Below are 17,017 nucleotides of genomic sequence, written 5' to 3' on the forward strand. Positions count from 1 at the left end.
CTTCCGTCGGGTAAGGGCCACGCGTCTGAGGTCAGCGCGCGGCGGTTCCGACCTTGGCGGCGTATCCACCGCCTGTGTGTTCTGGAGCGATGTGTGCCGCACTGGTCGCTTCGTGTTCGGCGAGCCAGCGTTCGGCGTCTATGGCTGCCGCACAACCAGAGCCGGCCGCGGTGATGGCCTGGCGGTAGGTCTTGTCGACCAGGTCGCCTGCTGCGAAGACACCGGGGATTCCGGTTTGCGTGGTGGGCTGTTGCACGAGGACGTATTTCTCTTCGTCAACGTGGAGTTGGTCGCGGACCAGTTCGCTGCGGGGTTCGTGTCCGATCGCGACGAACATGCCGCTGACCGGAAGCTCGGATTCGGCACCGGTGACTGTGTCCTGCAGCTTCAACCCGGTGACCGCGGTGTCGCCGACGACCTCGGTGACGACGGCGTTGGTGCGCCACTTGATCTTCTCGTTCGCGCGGGCGCGTTCGAGCATGATCTTGGAGGCGCGGAATTCCTCGCGGCGGTGGATGATCGTGACCGAGCGGGCGAAGCGGGTGAGGAAGGTCGCTTCCTCCATCGCCGAATCGCCGCCGCCGACGACGGCGATGTCCTGGTCGCGGAAGAAGAACCCGTCGCAGGTGGCGCAGGACGACACACCGCGCCCGAGCAGGCGTTCCTCGCCGGGCACTCCGACGTAGCGGGCGGCGGCGCCCATCGCGAGGATGATGGCCTTGGCCCGGTACTCGACGCCATTGGCGAGGACCGTTTTCGTCTCACCGCTGAGGTCGATGTTCTCGACGTCCTCGGTTCTCAGTTCGGCACCGAAGCGCAGGGCTTGGTTGCGCATCTGCTCCATGAGTTCGGGACCCATGATGCCGTCGCGGAAGCCCGGATAGTTCTCGACCTCGGTGGTGGTCATCAGCGCGCCACCGAACTGGGTGCCCTCGAAGACAAGGGGGTCGAGTTCGGCCCGAGCGGCATACACGGCGGCGGTATATCCGGCGGGGCCGGAGCCGACGATGATCAGGTTGCGGATCTCGCTCGTCACCGCGCGGCCTCCGGTGCCAGTTCGGCGAGCAGGCTGGTGACGCGGCGGTCGATCTCGTCGCGGATGGCGCGGACTTCCTCGACCGACTTCCCGGCGGGGTCGTCAAGTTCCCAGTCGAGGTAGCGCTTGCCGGGGAAGACCGGGCAGGCATCCCCGCAGCCCATCGTAATCACGACGTCGGCGGCCTCGACCGCCTCGGTCGTCAAGGGCTTGGGGAACTCCTGGGACAGGTCGAGGTCGAGTTCGGCCATCGCGTGCACCACCGCTGGGTTGATCGTCTCGGCCGGGGCGGAGCCGGCCGAACGGACGGTGACCCGACCTTGGGCGCGGTGGTGCAGCAGCGCGGCGGCCATCTGGGATCGGCCTGCATTGTGCACGCAAACGAACAGCACTTCGGGGGTCGAGGACACGAGGTCTCCTTGGTTCTTGGCGATCGAGGTCAGGCGTTCGCGAGCGAAGCGCGTCGCGAGCGTGGCGAGGTGGGTGTGCACCCGAGCGGTGGCGTTGAGTTGCGTGTAGGTCTCGTCCAGTACCGCGCGGATGGTTTCCGAGCCGAAGATTCCCCAGAACTGGGGTTGCAGGTCGGCGGTTGCACGGTCGAGGAGTTCGGTGACGTGTGGGTCGGTCAGCCGGTATTCCTCGGCATCGTGGTGGTGGGGTGACGTGGACATGGTCAGCCGCCTGAAGTTCGGAAGGGCGAGTCTTGACTCGGGGCTTGATTGGCTGAGGTAGGACTCCTATCGAGTTGTGTTGATGGGACATCGCGCTCGGCTCAGGCGCAGGGGCGACGGATGGCCTGGGCGTGGTGTGCCTGCGCGGTGAGGTTCGCGATGCCCACGGTGAGCAGGCTCAGCGCTTCCGGGCGCAGCCGATAGTAGGTGTACCGGCCGCGCGGCTCGGCGGAGACAAAGCCGGCTTCGCGGAGAACGCGCAGGTGGTGACTGATGGTGGATTGCCGGGCGCCGGTGTCGTCCACCAGGTGGCAGGTGCACATCTGCTCGCGGGCGAGCAGGCGCACGATCTCCGCGCGGAGCGGGTCCCCGAAGAGCTTCACGGCAGCTTCGGCGAGGTCCGGTTGCGCGTCCGCAGCGTGTCCGGGAGCGTCTTCGTCAGCCCCAGCGACGGGTGACATCAACATGGTTCGATGTAAGCATCAACGAGAGCGTCCCGTCAAGTGCGGTACCGGGTGGCACGGGATACATATGCGCTGCTGTTTTACTCCTCTCCTCGGAGCCAAGAACCTAAATTAGTCGACCATCACATCAGCTTCGTTTGATTCATCAGCTTGGGTCGATGTACCGTCGGCTGTGTAGTGCTCCCAGCGGGAAGGGGTCCGTGATGGCTTCTGTCGAGATTTTTGACCCGGCGATGTGCTGTTCGACCGGGGTGTGTGGGCCGTCGGTGGACCCGGCGTTGACGCAGTTCGCTGCTGACGTGGAGTGGCTGGGCTCCGCGGGGGTGGAGGTACACCGGTTCGGCTTGTCGACCGAGCCCGGCAAGTTCGTGGAGAACGGCGAGGTCGGCGGGCTACTGAAGGACAAAGGCGAAGAAGCCCTGCCTGCCGTGTTCGTCGACGGTGCACTGCGCACCTCCGGGCGGTACCCGACGCGCGTGGAACTGTCCGAGTGGACGGGGGTGGCCACCGTGCCCACCGATCAGGTCCTCGGCGGTCTGCTGCGGGTGCGCACGCCATTCGTGTTCTTCACCGGTAAGGGCGGCGTGGGCAAGACGTCGACGGCGTCGGCGACGGCGATTGGTCTGGCCGATGCCGGCCGCAGCGTGCTGGTGGTCAGCACCGATCCCGCCTCGAACCTCGGCGAGGTCCTGGAGACCACTGCGGGCAGGGACCCGCAGCCGGTCCCCGGGGTGGCTGGGTTGTTCGTGATGAACCTCGATCCGGGTGAGGCTGCGGCGCAGTATCGGGAGAAGGTCCTCGGCCCGTACCGGGACAGCCTGCCCGTCTCGGCTGTGGAGCAGATCGAGGAACAGCTCTCCGGCGCGTGCACGGTGGAGATCGCCGCGTTCAACGAGTTCGTCGCGTTGCTGACCGATCCGGAGGTCCGCGAGCGGTTCGACCACGTCGTGTTCGACACCGCGCCCACCGGGCACACGCTGCGGTTGCTGAGCCTGCCCAGCGCGTGGTCGGACTTCTTGGCCACCAACCCCGGCGGCGCCTCGTGTCTCGGCCCGCTGGCGGAGATGGGGGCGCAGCAGCAGCGCTACGCCGAGGCGATGCACGCGCTGGCCGACGGCGATCAGACCACGCTGGTCCTGGTGACCCGCCCCGAGCAGGGAGCATTGGCAGAAGCCGGACGGGCGTCTGCTGAGCTGCGGGAACTCGGCGTCGGCAACCAGCGGTTGATCGTCAACGGCGTGTTCACGGCCACCCGCAACGACGACCCGCTGGCACAAGCGTGGCAGCAGCGCGCCGAGCACGCGCTAGAGCAGATGCCCGAGTCGTTGGCGGAAGTGACCGAGGTCGAGTCCGTGCCCCTGCTGCCGGAGCTGCCACTGGGTGTGCCGGGCTTGCGCGCCATGCTCAGTACCACGCTGCCAGCACAATCGGTCTCCACAACCGATACCGTGTTGCCCGCCGGCGTGGCTACCGACCTGCGGGAGCTGGTCGACGAGGTCGCCGCCAACGGCCGCGGGCTGGTGATGACGCTGGGCAAGGGCGGCGTCGGCAAGACCACAGTCGCCTCAGCGGTCGCCGTGGCGCTGGCCCGCCGGGGGCTTCCGGTCACGCTGACCACGACCGACCCGGCCGCGCACCTCGATGCCTCGCTGGGCGACGGTCTTGGTGACCTGGAGGTCACGCGCATTGACCCGGTGGCCGAAACGGCTGCGTATACCGAGGCAGTACTTGCCGAGGCCGGCGCGGAACTGGATGAGCAGGGCCGGGCCTTGCTGGTTGAGGACCTACGGTCGCCCTGCACCGAGGAGATCGCGGTCTTCCACGCGTTCGCCCGCACCGTGGCCGCCGCTCAGGATCGGATCGTGGTGGTCGACACCGCCCCGACCGGGCACACCCTGTTGCTGCTGGATGCCTCGCGTAGCTATCAGCGCCAGTTGTCCCAGCAGACTGGCCAGGCTCCACCGGCCGAAGCAGTGGAACTCCTCGACCGGCTGACCGATCCGGACTACACCCGCGTCGTTCTGGTGAGCCTGCCGGAGGCGACACCCGTACACGAGGCCGCCGCGCTGCAGGGCGACCTCGCTCGGGCGGGCATCAAGCCGTTCGCCTGGGTGGTCAACCAGAGCTTGGCCGCGGCATCCCCGACCGACCCGCTGCTGGTGGCCCGAGCCGCGTCCGAACGCCGCTACCTCGCCGAAGTCGCCACCGACCACGCCGAACGCACCGTGGTGCTGCCCTGGCAGGCCGCAGCACCGGTCGGAGCCGAGCACTTGGTGCGGCTCGCCCACGGCGACCACTAACCCCAACCGGTGGTCACACACGTCCCGGCCACCGACCCCGACTTACGCTGGACAGGAGAGACGACGACGCCATGACTGTGGCAGCAATCCTGATCTTCCTCGCCACGCTCACCCTGGTGATCTGGCAACCCAAGGGCCTGGGTATCGGCTGGAGCGCGCTGGGCGGTGCGATCGTGGCCCTGGCCACCACGGTGGTGCACTTTTCCGACGTGCCCACCGTGGTCGGCATCGTCTGGAACGCGACGCTGGCCTTCGTCGCCGTGATCATCATTTCCCTGATCCTCGACGAATGCGGCTTCTTCGAGTGGGCCGCACTCCATGTCGCTCGGTGGGGGCGCGGCCACGGACGTGTGCTGTTCGTGTTGATCGTGCTGCTCGGGGCCGCGATCGCCGCGGTGTTCGCCAACGACGGCGCCGCGCTGATCCTGACCCCGATCGTCATGCAGATCATGCTCGCGCTGCGCTTCTCCCCGAAGGCATCGCTGGGGTTCGTGATGGCCACCGGGTTCATCGCCGACACCGGCAGCCTGCCGCTGGTCGTGTCCAACCTGGTCAACATCGTCTCCGCCGACTTCTTCGGCATCGACTTCGCCCGCTTCGCCGCGGTCATGGTCCCGGTCGGCCTCGTTTCCGTGGCCGCCAGCCTGGGCGTGCTCCTGCTGTACTTCCGCCGCTCGATCCCCAAGACCTACGACGTCACTGCCCTGCGTCAGCCGGCGGAGGCCATCAGCGACCAGTTGACCTTCCGCACCGGCTGGGTCGTGCTCGCATTGCTGCTCGTCGGCTACTTCGGCGCCGACCCCATCGGTGTTCCGCTGTCGGTGGTGGCCGGCGCCGGTGCGGTGATCCTCATCGCCGTCGCCGCCCGCAAGCCCGCCTTCGCCTTCCCGCAGGCAGTCCGCCAGCCGCTTCCCGCACCCGTGGGTGCAGGCAGCGCCGAGATCTCAGAGCAGCACTCGGTGGGCGATCCGCGAAACACCGCGGACGCGGGCGATCTCGCCGCAGCCCCAGCCACGCCCGACGACGACCGTCCCACCGGACCGCGACACATCCCGGTCGGCAAGGTCATCCGGGAAGCACCCTGGCAGATCGTGCTGTTTTCCATCGGCATGTATCTCGTCGTCTACGGCCTGCGCAACCAGGGACTGACCGGTGAGCTGGCCAAGCTGTTCGGATTCTTCGCCGACCACGGGGTGCTGGCCGCCGCACTCGGCACCGGGCTGGTCGTGGCCGTGCTGTCGTCGATCATGAACAACATGCCCACAGTGCTTATCGCCGCGCTGGCCATCGGCGCCGTCGGCGCAACCGGGCTCACCCACGAAGCGATGGTCTACGCCAACGTCATCGGCTCCGACCTCGGACCCAAGATCACCCCGATCGGCAGCCTGGCCACCCTGCTGTGGCTGCACGTGCTCGACCGCAAGGGAATGCACATCGGCTGGGGCCGCTACTTCCGCACCGGCATCGTCCTCACCATCCCCGTCCTGCTCATCACGCTAGCCGCGTTGGCCGGGTGGCTCACCGTCATCGGCACCTAAACCCGGAGTTCCGGCCAGGAAGGTCGTCCGGGGCACGCACGGAAGGAGACCGTCATGCACTGCTTCGACTGCGCCGAACAGAACGTCGACAGGCCCGCTGTTGGGACCTGTATGGACTGTGGGGTGGGCGTGTGCGCCCAACACGCCCGCCCCGACCGCCGCCCCGTCACCTGCCGGATGACCGCTGGCATCGTCCCCATACAGCAGCCGGCACGAGTGGCAGCTCGTATCCTGCGCTGCTCCGCCTGCGCCCAGGTCCGCACGACTGTCGCGGCCTGCGAAACACAGGGCGGCCGGGACTGCTAATGATCTCCAGGGCGTTCGAAGGCACGGGAAGCAAGCGGAGGTAGGCATGGCCGACACAGCGGACGTGGTCGTGATCGGCGGCGGGCAAGCCGGCCTGGCCGCCGGCTACTTCCTCCGCCGAGCCCGGCTGAACTTCGTCATCCTGGACGCGCACGACCGGCCGGGAGGCGCGTGGCAGCACGGGTGGAAATCGCTGCGGCTGTTCTCCCCTGCCGAATACAGCCCGCTGCCCGGCTGGTGGATGCCCCGCCAAGAAGGCGAAACCTTCCCCACCGCAGGCCACGTCGTCAGTTACCTGCGCAACTATGAGCAGCGATACGAGCTGCCCGTTCACCGCCCCGTTCACGTGCAGGGTGTCCACGACGCGGGGGCGTGGCTGGCCGTCGACACCGACCACGGGACCTGGCGCACCTCGATCGTCATCAGCGCGACAGGCACCTGGGACTCGCCGTACCTACCGGACTATCCGGGCCGCGACGAGTTTGCGGGAGAACAACTGCACACCGTCGCCTACCGCTCCCCCGAGCAGTACCGAGGCCAACGGGTAGTGGTCGTGGGAGGCGGTAACTCCGCGGCCCAGATCCTGGCCGAAGTCTCCACCGTCGCTGACGCGACATGGGTCACCCAGCGCCCTCCGCGGATCATGCCCGACGACGTGGACGGCCGCGTCCTGTTCGACGTGGCCACCCAGCGCGAAGTCGCCCGCCGGGCCGGCACGGACGCCGAGGGCGTCTCCGGGTTGGGCGACATCGTGATGGTGCCCAGCGTGCGCGAAGCCCGTGACCGCGGCGTGCTGCACGCCCACCCCATGTTTGACCGCCTCACCCGCGACGGCATCGCTTGGAGCGACGGAACTCAAAAGCATTGTGACGCGATCATCTGGTGCACCGGGTTCCGTCCCAGCCTGCACCACCTCGATCCCTTGGGGTTGGAGTACCAGAACGGCGTGCCGAAAACCGTGGGCACGCGGTCGGTCGACGAGCCACGGCTGTATCTACTCGGGTACGGAGACTGGACCGGTTCTGCGTCGGCGACCCTGATCGGCGCGGGCCGTACCGCGAAGACGACCATCGCCGACATCGCCGATCGCCTGCGCTCGGCGTAGAGCAGCGATCAGGTGCAGGCCCGGATGAGTCGTGCGGTGACATAGCGGGCATCCCGGCCGACTCCGCGCAGGGTGGCGGAGGCGAAGCTGCGTTGCCATTCCAGCCCGACGTAGCCGAGTCCGGGCACGGTGGTCGACAGGCCACGCTTGTGTCGGGGCAGGCCGTCGGCGGTCAGCGCGCCAGTTCCGTCCAGGTAGGACAGTTCGGGGCGGTAGCCGGTGGCGAGGATGAGCGTGTCGACGTGTTCGCGGGTGCCGTCCGACCAGATGAGCTGGGTGCCGTCGATGGCGGTGAACATGCGCCGCTGGTCGGGGTTGCCCGCCTCGACGGCCCGCCGGTAGCGGCCGTCGTCGTTGACCGGCATCGGCGGCGGATTGCGCACCAGGTGCCCGATCGGCAGGTGATCGAATCCACTGACCACGGACCAGAAATGCACGTCCCGGCCGAGAAGAAGCTGCGGTGCGAACTTGATCGGATGCCGGGTGGTCAAGGTGACCTGGGCGTGCTCGGCGAGTTCGGCCCCGATCTGCACCGCGGAATTCGCTGCGCCCACCACGACGACCCGCTGCCCGGCATACTTGCTGGGCTCGCGGTAGTCGGCGGCGTGCAGCACGGTGCCGGTGAACGTATCCAGTCCCGGAAGGTCCGGCCGATAGGGACGCCCGAACGCTCCGGTCGCGGCGATCACGACCGGCGCCGTCAACACCTGACCGTCGTGGACGTGGGCCACGAAACACGGGCCATCGCGGCGAATTCGCTCGACGCGGTGGTCGGTGCGGATGTCGGCGTCGAGGTTCTTGGCGTAGCGGCGGAGATAGTCGATGACCTCGTCGCGATGCGGGTAGTGCCACGGATCAGCCGGAAAAGCCATGCCGGGCAAAGTGCTGTAACGGGCCGGGGAGAACAGGGTGAGGCTGTCGTAGTACGACGGCCACGACCCCACTCCATGGCCAGCCCGGCGGCTCGTGATCCGGGGCCTTTGGTGACTTTGGTGCGGTGGCGCACGGTCGCGAAGGTCGACTCGATCGGGTTCGTGGTGCGGAGATGTTGCCAGTGCTCGGCCGGGTAGTCGTAGAACGCGAGTAGCTCCTCGAGGTCGTCGGTGATCTTGACGACGGCTTTGGGGAACTTCGCTGCGTAGGTCACCTCGAAGGTCTTCACGGCCTCGCGTGCATGCTGCTTGTCTTCGGCGTTCCAGATTTCGGCCAGGGCCTTTTTCGCTGCTGGTTGGGCGGATTTCGGTAGGGCGGCCAGCACGTTGCCGGTTTTGTGAAACCAGCAACGCTGCTCGGCCGTGGTGGGAAAGACCTCGCGCAGCCCGGTCCAGAAGCCGAGGGCGCCGTCGCCGATGGCCAGGGTCGGGGCGCGCATGCCGCGGCGGGCGCAGTCCCGCAGCAGGTCGGCCCAGGACTCGGTCGACTCGCGGTAGCCATCAGCCAGAGCGACGAGTTCCTTGCGGCCGTCGGTGCGGACGCCGACGAGCACCAGCAGGCACAGCTTGTGCTCGTCGAGACGGATGTTCACGTGGATGCCGTCCGCCCACACATACACATAGTCCACACTGGATAGGTCTCGCTCGGCGAAGGCGCGCTGTTCGGTCTTCCACTGCTCGGTGAGCTTCGTGATCACCGCCGAGGACAGGCCCTTCGTGGAGCCGAGGAACTGGCCCAGCGCGGGCACGAAATCCCCAGACGACAGGCCGTGCAGGTACAGCAGTGGCAGCACCTCGGTGATCTTGGGGGACTTGCGGGCCCACGGCGGCAGAATCGCCGAGGCGAACCGCTTACGCTCCCCGGTGTCCGGGTCGGTGCGCTTGTCGTTGACCCGCGGAGCATGCACTTCGACCGCCCCAGAGCTGGTCATGACCTCCCGCGGCTGGTGCGAGCCGTTGCGCACCACCAGCCGGTGGCCGTGCTCGTCACGTTCCTCCGAGTTCCCGGCGATGTAGGCATCCACCTCGGCCTGCAGGGCCTCGGCCAGCATCCGCCGAGCACCTTCCCGGGCGATCTCATCGAGCAACGACGACGGCGACGAGCCGTGTGTCGAACCATCATCACCAGAAGCAGGGTCAGGGACTACGCTGAGCATGGGCCGTACCTTCCCGAACCGGCGCGCCAACGCCGGTCCTGATCAGAACTCTTTGACTTCCAGATCTTCCTCGGGAAGGTGCGCCCTTTCACGTCACCTCGCCGAAGGCCATCCACAAGTTCTGATCATTGCTCCGCGGTACGTCCCCGCACGGTGGTGCGGCGGGTCAGAGTGGTGTAGCCGAGCCGTCCGAGGACCTGACCAGCCCCACCGAGACCGAGCGCGACCGCGGCGGTACCGGTGCCGATGCCCCGTTCGGCCAGCAACGGCACCAGGTTGATCACGACGGCGAAGGTCGCGAAGGCGGCCAGGCTCAACGCCACCGTGAGCGTGACAAACGCCCGACTGCGCGCCACCGTCCCGGGATCGACCTGCTCGTGCTGGGACTCCGCATCCGGGCGTTCTGGCCACGGCAAGGCGAGGCCGAACCAGTGCCCGGGAACCGTGATCAACGCAAGGATGGCGGCCAGCACGAGGTAAGTCGCCCGCCAATCCAGGTGGGCGGCCAAGCCGGCGGTCAGCGGGGCGAACACGGTGCTCGCCAGTCCAGCGGCCAAGGTCAGGATGGTCAGCGCCCGAATCCGGTCGGAGCCGTGCCAGCGGGTCAGGGCGGCGAACGCAGGCGGATACAGCACCGCCCCCATCGCCACCCCGACCAGCAGCCACGCAACGAGGAACCAGACCAGATTCTGCGCCGTGGCCACCGCAACCAGGGCGGGCACGGCCAGCGCCGAGCCCGCGGTCATCACCCCGCGCGGACCACGGTGATCCAGCCACCAGCCGACCGGGATACCAACCAATGCGGCGACGAGTTGGCTGCCCGACAACGCCGCAGTGATCGCCGCGATCGGCCAGCCCGTCGTCGCCGTGATATCCCCGGCCAAGACGGGAAAGGCGTAGTAGAGCACGCCCCAACTGGTGATCTCGGTGACGCACAACGTCACCAGCGCCCGCCGCAACCCCGCCCGGCTCACAACATCCGACTGCGCGAGCGCTCCGAAGGACACCGGCGTGCCCCGCTCAGTGTGTGGACCGAGCAGACACTGTCAGCGACTCCGGCTCGGCCGGTGCGCCGCAGCACCCGTCAGCCTGCTCCGCGGTGGGAGCGTCGAAAACGCCGGCACCGCCGCACACACCGGTTTCCGGCAACACCAGCTCGACCCGCTCGGCAGACTCGCGGTCGCCGGCCAGTGCGGCGGCGACCGAGCGCACCTGCTCGTAGCCGGTCAGCGCCAAGAATGTCGGCGCGCGGCCGTAGCTCTTCATCCCCGCCAGGAAGACGCCGGGTTCCGGATGGGACAACTCGGTAACCCCGTGCGGATAGACCGTGCCGCAGGAGTGCACGTTCGGGTCGATCAATGGCGCCAGCGCCACCGGCGCCTGCAACGTCGCATCCAGGCCAAGCCGGATCTCGGACAGCCACGACAGGTCGGGGCGGAACCCGGTCAGCACCACGACCTCGTCGACCGACTCGACCCGTTCGCCGAGGTCGGAAACCAGGGTGAGTCGATGTGCGTCGCGTTCCACCGCCGCCGTGCGGAATCCGGTGACGACCGCGATCCGTCCGGCCTCGACAGCGGCCTTGGCCCGCTGGCCGAGCGCACCTCGGGCGGGCAACTGATCGGCTTGGCCGCCTCCGAAGGTGTCGCCCACCTCGCCGCGGCGCAGCAGCCACGTGATCCGCGTATCCGGGTGCCGAGCGGCCAGCTCGTCGAACGCGACCAGAGCCGTCAACGCCGAATGCCCACTTCCCGCCACCACCACGTGCCTACCCGCATACCGCTCCCGGACGAACGCATCGGTCAGGTCCGGCACCTGGTAGGCGATCCACTCAGCCGCTGCATGCTCACCCGCCGCCGGCAGCCCGTCGCCACCGAGCGGACTCGGGTTGCCCCAGGTACCCGAGGCATCGATCACCGCCCTCACGGTCACCCGTTCCTCGGCACCCGACGCGGTGCGCACGTGCACGGTCAACGGCTCGCTGTCGCGCCCGGCGTCGACAACCCGGTCCCGGCCGCGGCGAGCCACCCCCACGACCTCGGCGCCGAACCGCACCCGCGTTCCCAACGCGTCGGCCAGCGGGCGCAGGTAGTGCTCGACCCACTCCCGACCTGTCGGATAGCTGCCCTCGTCCGGGGCCTGCCAGCCGGTTGCTTCCAGCAGTCGGCGGGCGGCCGGGTCGATCAGCTCTGCCCAGCGGGAGAACAGGCGCACGTGATGCCACTGCGCCACCGCGGCCCCCGCTCGATCGGCGCGTTCCAGCACCAGTGGTTCCACGCCCCGCTCGGCCAGCTCGGCAGCCGCTGCCAACCCGACCGGACCAGCACCGACGACCACCACAGGCGACTCGTTCATCCCTCACTCCATCCATCGATACATCTCGATTGAGTTGAGGTGAATATATCGAGCGCGCTCGATAGAAGCAACCATCGATTTCGATCGATATACTGGCGGCATGGCGATAGCGCTTCGGCAAGCCCAGGTCCTGCCCACCTCCGATGCGGCGACCTACGCCGACTGGTTTGCGTGCCTCGGCGAACCCGTGCGGGTGCGGCTGCTGCACGCGGTGGCCACCAGTTCGAAGGGCATCACCGTGGGTGCGTTGACGAAGATCCTGGGCACCAGCCAGTCGACCTGCTCCTTCCACGTGCGCAAGCTCGCCGACGTCGGCTTCGTCCGGCTCCACAAGGAAGGCACCGCCACGATCGTCACGATCAACGAAGCCTGCTGCACCGGCCTGCCCCACGCCGCCGACGCCGTCATGGGTCTGCTCGGACCTCAGCCCTGCTGCCCGGACAACCTCCCGGCCGATGTCACCGTCCGAGCACTGAACGCTAAGGACTGGACCGCCGTGCGCCGCATCTACGCCGAGGGCATCGACACCGGCATCGCGACCTTCGAGACCACCGTGCCCAGCAAAGCCAGCCTCGACGCCAAATGGCTGCCCGAGCACCGGTGGGTCGCCGAACTCGACGGCGAGGTCGTCGGCTGGACCGCCGCCGGCCCGGTCTCAACGCGCGAGTGCTACGCGGGAGTCGCCGAGACCGCCGTCTACGTCGCTGACGGCTACCGCGGACGCGGAGGTGGGAAAGCGCTGCTGCACAAGCAAGTCACCGAAGCCGACGCCGCCGGACTCTGGACCCTGCAAACCGCGATCTTCACCGAGAACCGCGCCAGCATCGCCCTGCACCACGCCGCCGGCTACCGCACCGTCGGCGTCCGCGAACGCATCGCCCAACGCGACGGGATCTGGCGCGACACCGTGCTCCTGGAACGCCGCTCACCCATCAACTGACCGACGCGGCAACATCAACGTGAGCCGAGCAAGATCCAGGAAGGATTGCTTGCGTGGGTTGCCGCTCTGTCGGGCACCGGACCTGACCGAGCCGTCGATATCGACTGCGGGAGGTATCCCTCCCGGCAACACCGATGTGACGCAGCCGCACCTCAGCGGCTCGTGGACTCCGCAGGGCCACAGCAGTCCTCGCCCACGCCAGCGGTCGCGCTGCCCTGGCGAGCGAGGCGTCGGATGCTCCACCACCCGAGGAGCAAGAAGAATCCGAGGGTTGCCGTGAGGATCACGGTGGCATACGGGGCGATGGTTTTCATGGTGGCGGTGGCGCCGCTGGCGCCGACGCCGAACAGCGCCAGGATGGCAGGGAGCACGGGGCTGCAGCACAGGCTGGGCGCGAGGCTGGCAAGGAATCCGAGTCCACCGAGTGCGGCCCGGCCTCCGGCAGTGCGGCGTGCCGCGACAGCTTGGCGCAGGGCATAGACCTGCACGGTCAACACGGCGGCCAGCCCCAGGGCCAGCACGATGGCAAAGCCGAGTAGGAGCCCGGTCAGGTACGTCCAGTTGGACAGGCTGAGTTGTCCGCCAGCCTGTTCGGACGGCAACACCGTGGCATACGCGGCGAAGCTGATGACCGTCAGAGTCGCGAACACGACGCGGGAGGGACGGTCACGGACCAGTTGCGCCAGCACGGCGCCGCTGGTGACCGGACGGGGATGAGCGGGCGTGGTCGAGTGAGTCGAGGCAGGCATGAACGCTCCTGGTCACAGCGGTGTACGGGCGCGAGGGGCTACGAGGGCCGGTCCTCGTCGCGATGCTCGGGTCGCCTGGGTGCATCACAGGTGCTGGAGTACCTGCTCCGAAGCCGTGTCCCGACCTGCCAGGCCACGACGAGCGCGGCGGCCACGGCGGCACCGATCACCCAGGGGTTGCCCAGCCAGGCGGCGAGAGCGCCGAGTGCGCCCGCGGCGATCAGGGCGGGAGCGGCGCAGCACAGCACCAGCAACGCGCCGACGCCGAGCGTGGCTAGCACCGGCCGCTTGTCCGTGGTGGCCATCGATCCCCCTCCCCTACATCCGTCTCGGGGCGGTCGCGGGTGCGTCGATGCGCTCGCAGGCGTCCAGCGCAGTGCAGTTGTCGGCGGCCAGCGCACGGGCGAGCATGACCAACTCGGCTACCCTCGGATCGGTGACCCGGTAGTAACACCAGCGGCCTTCACGACGAGCGTGGACGTAGCCACAGTCGGCCAGGCACGCCAGGTGGGTGGAGATCCGGCCTTGCGAGAGGCCGATGTGGGCGACGCAGTCGCTCACCGAGCGCTCACCGTCGAGCAGGAACTCCAACAGCCGCAGGCGGCTTGGGTCACCCAGGGCACGGAAGAACTTCGCCACCGTGCCGACCTCGTCCCCTTGGCCAAGCAACCCGTCGACCGGGGCGATGTCCGCCGCCTCACTCATGCCGAATCACCACCTGCACATATTCGCCAAGACGGATACTATGACACCAGGATACATCCGGCGAGGCGAATATGACGAGGCGGGCGCGGCGGCTCGTCAGGAAAGGTGCGGAGATGGCCTTCGATCTGGCGATCATTGGCTCCGGGGGTGCGGCGTTCGCGGCGGCGATCGCCGCGCGGCGGGAGAACCGCTCGGTGGTGATGATCGAGCGCGGCACCGTCGGGGGTACCTGTGTGAACACAGGCTGCGTGCCCTCGAAAGCGCTGCTGGCTGCCGCCGAAGCGCGGCATATGGCCCTGTCCGCGCAGCGGTTCCCGGGGGTGCGGGCCAGCGCTGAGGAGGTCGCGTTTGCCGAGTTGATCGGCGGGAAAAGTGACCTGGTGGCTGCGATGCAGCAGGACAAGTACACGGGTTTGGCCGCCGAGTACGGCTGGGAGATCATCGCTGGCCAGGCGCGGTTCGTGGACGGCCCCGCGGTGGAGGTCGACCTCGCCGGGGGCGGGAGCCGCCGGATCGAGGCCGAGCACTATCTCGTCGCCACCGGCTCGGCCCCGCGGATACCGCAGGTGGACGGGCTGGACGAGGTGGACTACCTGACCTCGACCACGGCGATGGAACTGACGGCCCTGCCGGAATCGATGCTGGTCGTCGGGGGCAACTATGTCGGCCTGGAACAGGCTCAATTGTTCTCTCGCCTCGGGGTGCGCGTGGAGGTGGTCGAGATGCTGGACCGACTGGCTCCGGCCGAGGAACCCGAGGTCTCCGACGCGCTCGCGCGGGTCTTCGCCGAGGAAGGCATCGGCGTGCACTCCGGCACCGTCCTGGCGCGGGTGCGACGCGAGAACGGGCGGGTCGTCGCCGAGCTGCGCGACCCGCGGGGGCACGCTCGCGAGTTGCGGGTCGACGCCCTGTTGATGGCCACCGGGCGCGCCCCGGTCACCGACGGGTTGGGGCTGGACGCCGTCGGCGTACGGACGGGGCAGCACGGCCAGGTCGTCACCGATGAACACCTGCGCACCGAGAACCCCCGGATTTGGGCCGCGGGTGACGTGACCGGGCACCCGCAGTTCGTCTACGTCGCGGGCGCGCACGGCGCGGTCGTGGTCGACAACGCCTTCCACCAGGCAGGCCGAACGCTGGATTACCACCACCTGCCGCGGGTGACCTTCACCAGCCCCCAGGTCGCCGCCGCGGGCCTCACCGAGGTCGAGGCCCAGCAGCGGGGTTACGACTGCGAATGCCGGGTCCTGCCGCTGGAACATGTGCCGCGCGCCCTGATCAACCGCGACACGCGCGGGCTGATCAAGCTGGTCGCCGAACGTGACACCGGCCGGCTGCTCGGTGCGCACGTGCTCGCTGACGGCGCCGGGGAGGTGATCGCCACTGCGGTCTACGCGCTGCACAACCAGATGAGCGTCTACGACATGGGCGAGCTGTGGTGCCCGTATCTGACGATGGCCGAGGCCCTCAAACTCGCCGCCCAAACCTTCACCCGCGACATCACCAAACTCTCCTGCTGCGCCGCCTGAGCGGAAAGACCCAACGATGACCGAGAGCACGGGACAGTCCCAGGTAATGACCGTGGGGGAGTTGTCCCGCCGTACCGGCGTCCCGATCAAAACGTTGCGCCAGTACAGCGACTGGGGCTTGATCTACACCATCGGTCGCAGCGCGGCGAATTACCGACTCTTCGACGCCGACGCCCTGTGGTGTGTCCACCTGATCGGCCAGCTCCGCGGCCTCGGGCTCACCGTGGCCGAGATCCGCGAGCTGACCGGCACCGCCGATCCGATCGGCCCCCGTCTGGCCTGGTTGCTTCAGCGGTCACGACAGCGCCTGTCCGCACGGATCGACGAGTTGCAGCAGACACTGCGGCGCATCGACGAGTTCGAGGATGCCCACCGCACAGAACTAGCCGGGCGGGGTGGGGTGTGCTGGCCGGGTGACCCCCGCTGCGTCGCGCACGCTTGACCCTCACCCCGGGGTCAGACCCTACGGTCGCGGCACTCCAGCAACTACGCCGTCACCGTGGGAGGTAAGGACCGTGACCAGCGCACATCCCACCCAGGCCGTCGACGAACTCAGCCAGCCCGGCGGCGCCCTCGATCTCGGCCCAGCCCAGGCCCGTCTGCTGATCCGGATGCTCCGCCTGCTCGCCCAGGAGGACCATCCCGTCCGCCGTGACCGGGTCCTGGACTCGATCGCGGGCCTGGGCATCGAGCACGCACACGCGGCTGCCCTGCTCGATTCCTGGACCGAACGCGACGACGAGGGCCACATCGTGGGACTCGTTTTGACCCACAACCCGACCGCTCACGAGGTCATCATCGGCGGCGCCCGGAAGTGGACATGGTGCGCGATGGACACCCTGATCTTCACGATCGTGCTGAACACACCGATCACCGTGTGCTCAACCGCCCCCGAATCCGGTGCGGTCGTGCGGCTCCAGGTCAGTCCCTCCGGCACCACCGAGGCCGATCCGGCCGACGCTGTCGTGACGCAGCGAGTGCCCGCTCGTGGCCAATCCGACTTCGGTACGAAGACCGCGATCTGGGGCTCCTTCTGCCATCACAGCTTCTTCTTCCCCAACCACACCGAGGCCGAGCACTGGGCAGCCGGTCGCGACGACATCGCCATTTTGTCTCTTGAGGACGGATTCGCCGCAGCGCGGGGCATGGCCGCGGCGTTGACGCGATACGACGAGGACCAGGCTGGCGAGTGAGCTTGCCGGGCCGAAGTTAACAACCAAGGACTGATCG

General features: G+C 68.3%; 15 protein-coding genes and 3 pseudogenes. 8 read left to right on the forward strand and 10 right to left on the reverse strand.

Annotated features, from left to right (window positions below; genetic code table 11):
• Window positions 1-31: 31 nt before the first annotated feature.
• The 3 genes from trxB to V1457_RS03790 form a co-directional block, all read right to left on the reverse strand.
• Window positions 32-1,036: a thioredoxin-disulfide reductase gene (gene trxB / locus V1457_RS03780; protein WP_338600262.1), complete on the reverse strand. Its 1,005-nt coding sequence runs from the start codon at window positions 1,034-1,036 to the stop codon at window positions 32-34.
• On the reverse strand, window positions 1,033-1,707 hold the full coding sequence (locus V1457_RS03785; protein ID WP_338600265.1) for an arsenate reductase ArsC: 675 nt from the start codon (window positions 1,705-1,707) through the stop codon (window positions 1,033-1,035). The genes trxB and V1457_RS03785 overlap by 4 nt, the downstream gene beginning before the upstream one ends.
• Before the next feature lie 101 nt (window positions 1,708-1,808).
• On the reverse strand, window positions 1,809-2,174 hold the full coding sequence (locus V1457_RS03790) for a metalloregulator ArsR/SmtB family transcription factor (RefSeq protein WP_338600268.1): 366 nt from the start codon (window positions 2,172-2,174) through the stop codon (window positions 1,809-1,811).
• 200 nt (window positions 2,175-2,374) lie between these two features.
• Here V1457_RS03790 and arsA point away from each other — a divergent pair, with 200 nt between their 5' ends.
• From arsA to V1457_RS03810, 4 genes are all read left to right on the forward strand, one after another.
• A complete protein-coding gene (gene arsA, locus V1457_RS03795) occupies window positions 2,375-4,471 on the forward strand; it encodes an arsenical pump-driving ATPase (RefSeq protein ID WP_338600271.1) in 2,097 nt (698 codons plus the stop codon).
• 71 nt (window positions 4,472-4,542) lie between these two features.
• Window positions 4,543-6,009 carry an arsenic transporter gene (locus V1457_RS03800; RefSeq protein WP_338600274.1) on the forward strand — a complete coding sequence of 489 codons (1,467 nt, stop codon included), beginning with the start codon at window positions 4,543-4,545 and terminating at the stop codon, window positions 6,007-6,009.
• 54 nt (window positions 6,010-6,063) lie between these two features.
• Window positions 6,064-6,315, forward strand: a complete 252-nt coding sequence (locus V1457_RS03805) for a DUF2180 family protein (RefSeq protein WP_020501795.1) — start codon at window positions 6,064-6,066, stop codon at window positions 6,313-6,315.
• 46 nt (window positions 6,316-6,361) lie between these two features.
• On the forward strand, window positions 6,362-7,420 hold the full coding sequence (locus tag V1457_RS03810) for an ArsO family NAD(P)H-dependent flavin-containing monooxygenase (RefSeq protein WP_338600279.1): 1,059 nt from the start codon (window positions 6,362-6,364) through the stop codon (window positions 7,418-7,420).
• An 8-nt stretch (window positions 7,421-7,428) separates the two neighbouring features.
• Here the strand turns inward: V1457_RS03810 and V1457_RS03815 are convergent.
• From V1457_RS03815 to V1457_RS03830, 4 genes and pseudogenes are all read right to left on the reverse strand, one after another.
• A pseudogene (locus tag V1457_RS03815) lies at window positions 7,429-8,364 on the reverse strand (flavin-containing monooxygenase); the annotation flags it as partial.
• Window positions 8,361-9,509 (reverse strand): annotated as a pseudogene (locus V1457_RS03820) (IS256 family transposase); the annotation flags it as partial. The pseudogenes V1457_RS03815 and V1457_RS03820, both read right to left, overlap by 4 nt.
• Before the next feature lie 134 nt (window positions 9,510-9,643).
• Window positions 9,644-10,516 (reverse strand): annotated as a pseudogene (locus tag V1457_RS03825) (MFS transporter); the annotation flags it as partial.
• A 13-nt stretch (window positions 10,517-10,529) separates the two neighbouring features.
• Window positions 10,530-11,864: an FAD-dependent oxidoreductase gene (locus V1457_RS03830; protein WP_020501799.1), complete on the reverse strand. Its 1,335-nt coding sequence runs from the start codon at window positions 11,862-11,864 to the stop codon at window positions 10,530-10,532.
• 100 nt (window positions 11,865-11,964) lie between these two features.
• On the opposite strand from V1457_RS03830, the gene V1457_RS03835 reads away from it, so the two are divergent.
• The gene (locus tag V1457_RS03835; protein ID WP_338600286.1) at window positions 11,965-12,804 is read left to right on the forward strand and encodes a GNAT family N-acetyltransferase; all 840 of its coding nucleotides are present in this window, start codon (window positions 11,965-11,967) and stop codon (window positions 12,802-12,804) included.
• 152 nt (window positions 12,805-12,956) lie between these two features.
• Here V1457_RS03835 and V1457_RS03840 read toward each other — a convergent pair whose 3' ends face one another.
• From V1457_RS03840 to V1457_RS03850, 3 genes are read right to left on the reverse strand one after another with little or no spacing between them, the layout of a single operon-like run.
• The gene (locus tag V1457_RS03840) at window positions 12,957-13,553 is read right to left on the reverse strand and encodes a hypothetical protein (protein ID WP_020501441.1); all 597 of its coding nucleotides are present in this window, start codon (window positions 13,551-13,553) and stop codon (window positions 12,957-12,959) included.
• Between the two features lie 38 nt (window positions 13,554-13,591).
• Entirely contained in the window at window positions 13,592-13,858 is a 267-nt protein-coding gene (locus tag V1457_RS03845) for a hypothetical protein (protein ID WP_020501440.1), read from the reverse strand.
• Window positions 13,859-13,871: 13 nt separating this feature from the next.
• Window positions 13,872-14,258 carry a metalloregulator ArsR/SmtB family transcription factor gene (locus V1457_RS03850; protein ID WP_020501439.1) on the reverse strand — a complete coding sequence of 129 codons (387 nt, stop codon included), beginning with the start codon at window positions 14,256-14,258 and terminating at the stop codon, window positions 13,872-13,874.
• Window positions 14,259-14,371: 113 nt separating this feature from the next.
• On the opposite strand from V1457_RS03850, the gene merA reads away from it, so the two are divergent.
• From merA to merB, 3 genes are all read left to right on the forward strand, one after another.
• Window positions 14,372-15,787 (forward strand): mercury(II) reductase, encoded by a 1,416-nt coding sequence (gene merA, locus V1457_RS03855; RefSeq protein WP_020501438.1) that lies wholly within the window; start codon window positions 14,372-14,374, stop codon window positions 15,785-15,787.
• Between the two features lie 46 nt (window positions 15,788-15,833).
• Window positions 15,834-16,229: a MerR family transcriptional regulator gene (locus V1457_RS03860; protein ID WP_020501437.1), complete on the forward strand. Its 396-nt coding sequence runs from the start codon at window positions 15,834-15,836 to the stop codon at window positions 16,227-16,229.
• Between the two features lie 73 nt (window positions 16,230-16,302).
• Window positions 16,303-16,980: an organomercurial lyase gene (gene merB / locus V1457_RS03865; RefSeq protein WP_020501436.1), complete on the forward strand. Its 678-nt coding sequence runs from the start codon at window positions 16,303-16,305 to the stop codon at window positions 16,978-16,980.
• The last annotated feature ends 37 nt before the right edge of the window (window positions 16,981-17,017 follow it).

Source organism: Saccharopolyspora sp. SCSIO 74807 (assembly GCF_037023755.1).
In the GTDB taxonomy this organism is placed as follows: Bacteria; Actinomycetota; Actinomycetes; order Mycobacteriales; family Pseudonocardiaceae; genus Saccharopolyspora_C; species Saccharopolyspora_C galaxeae.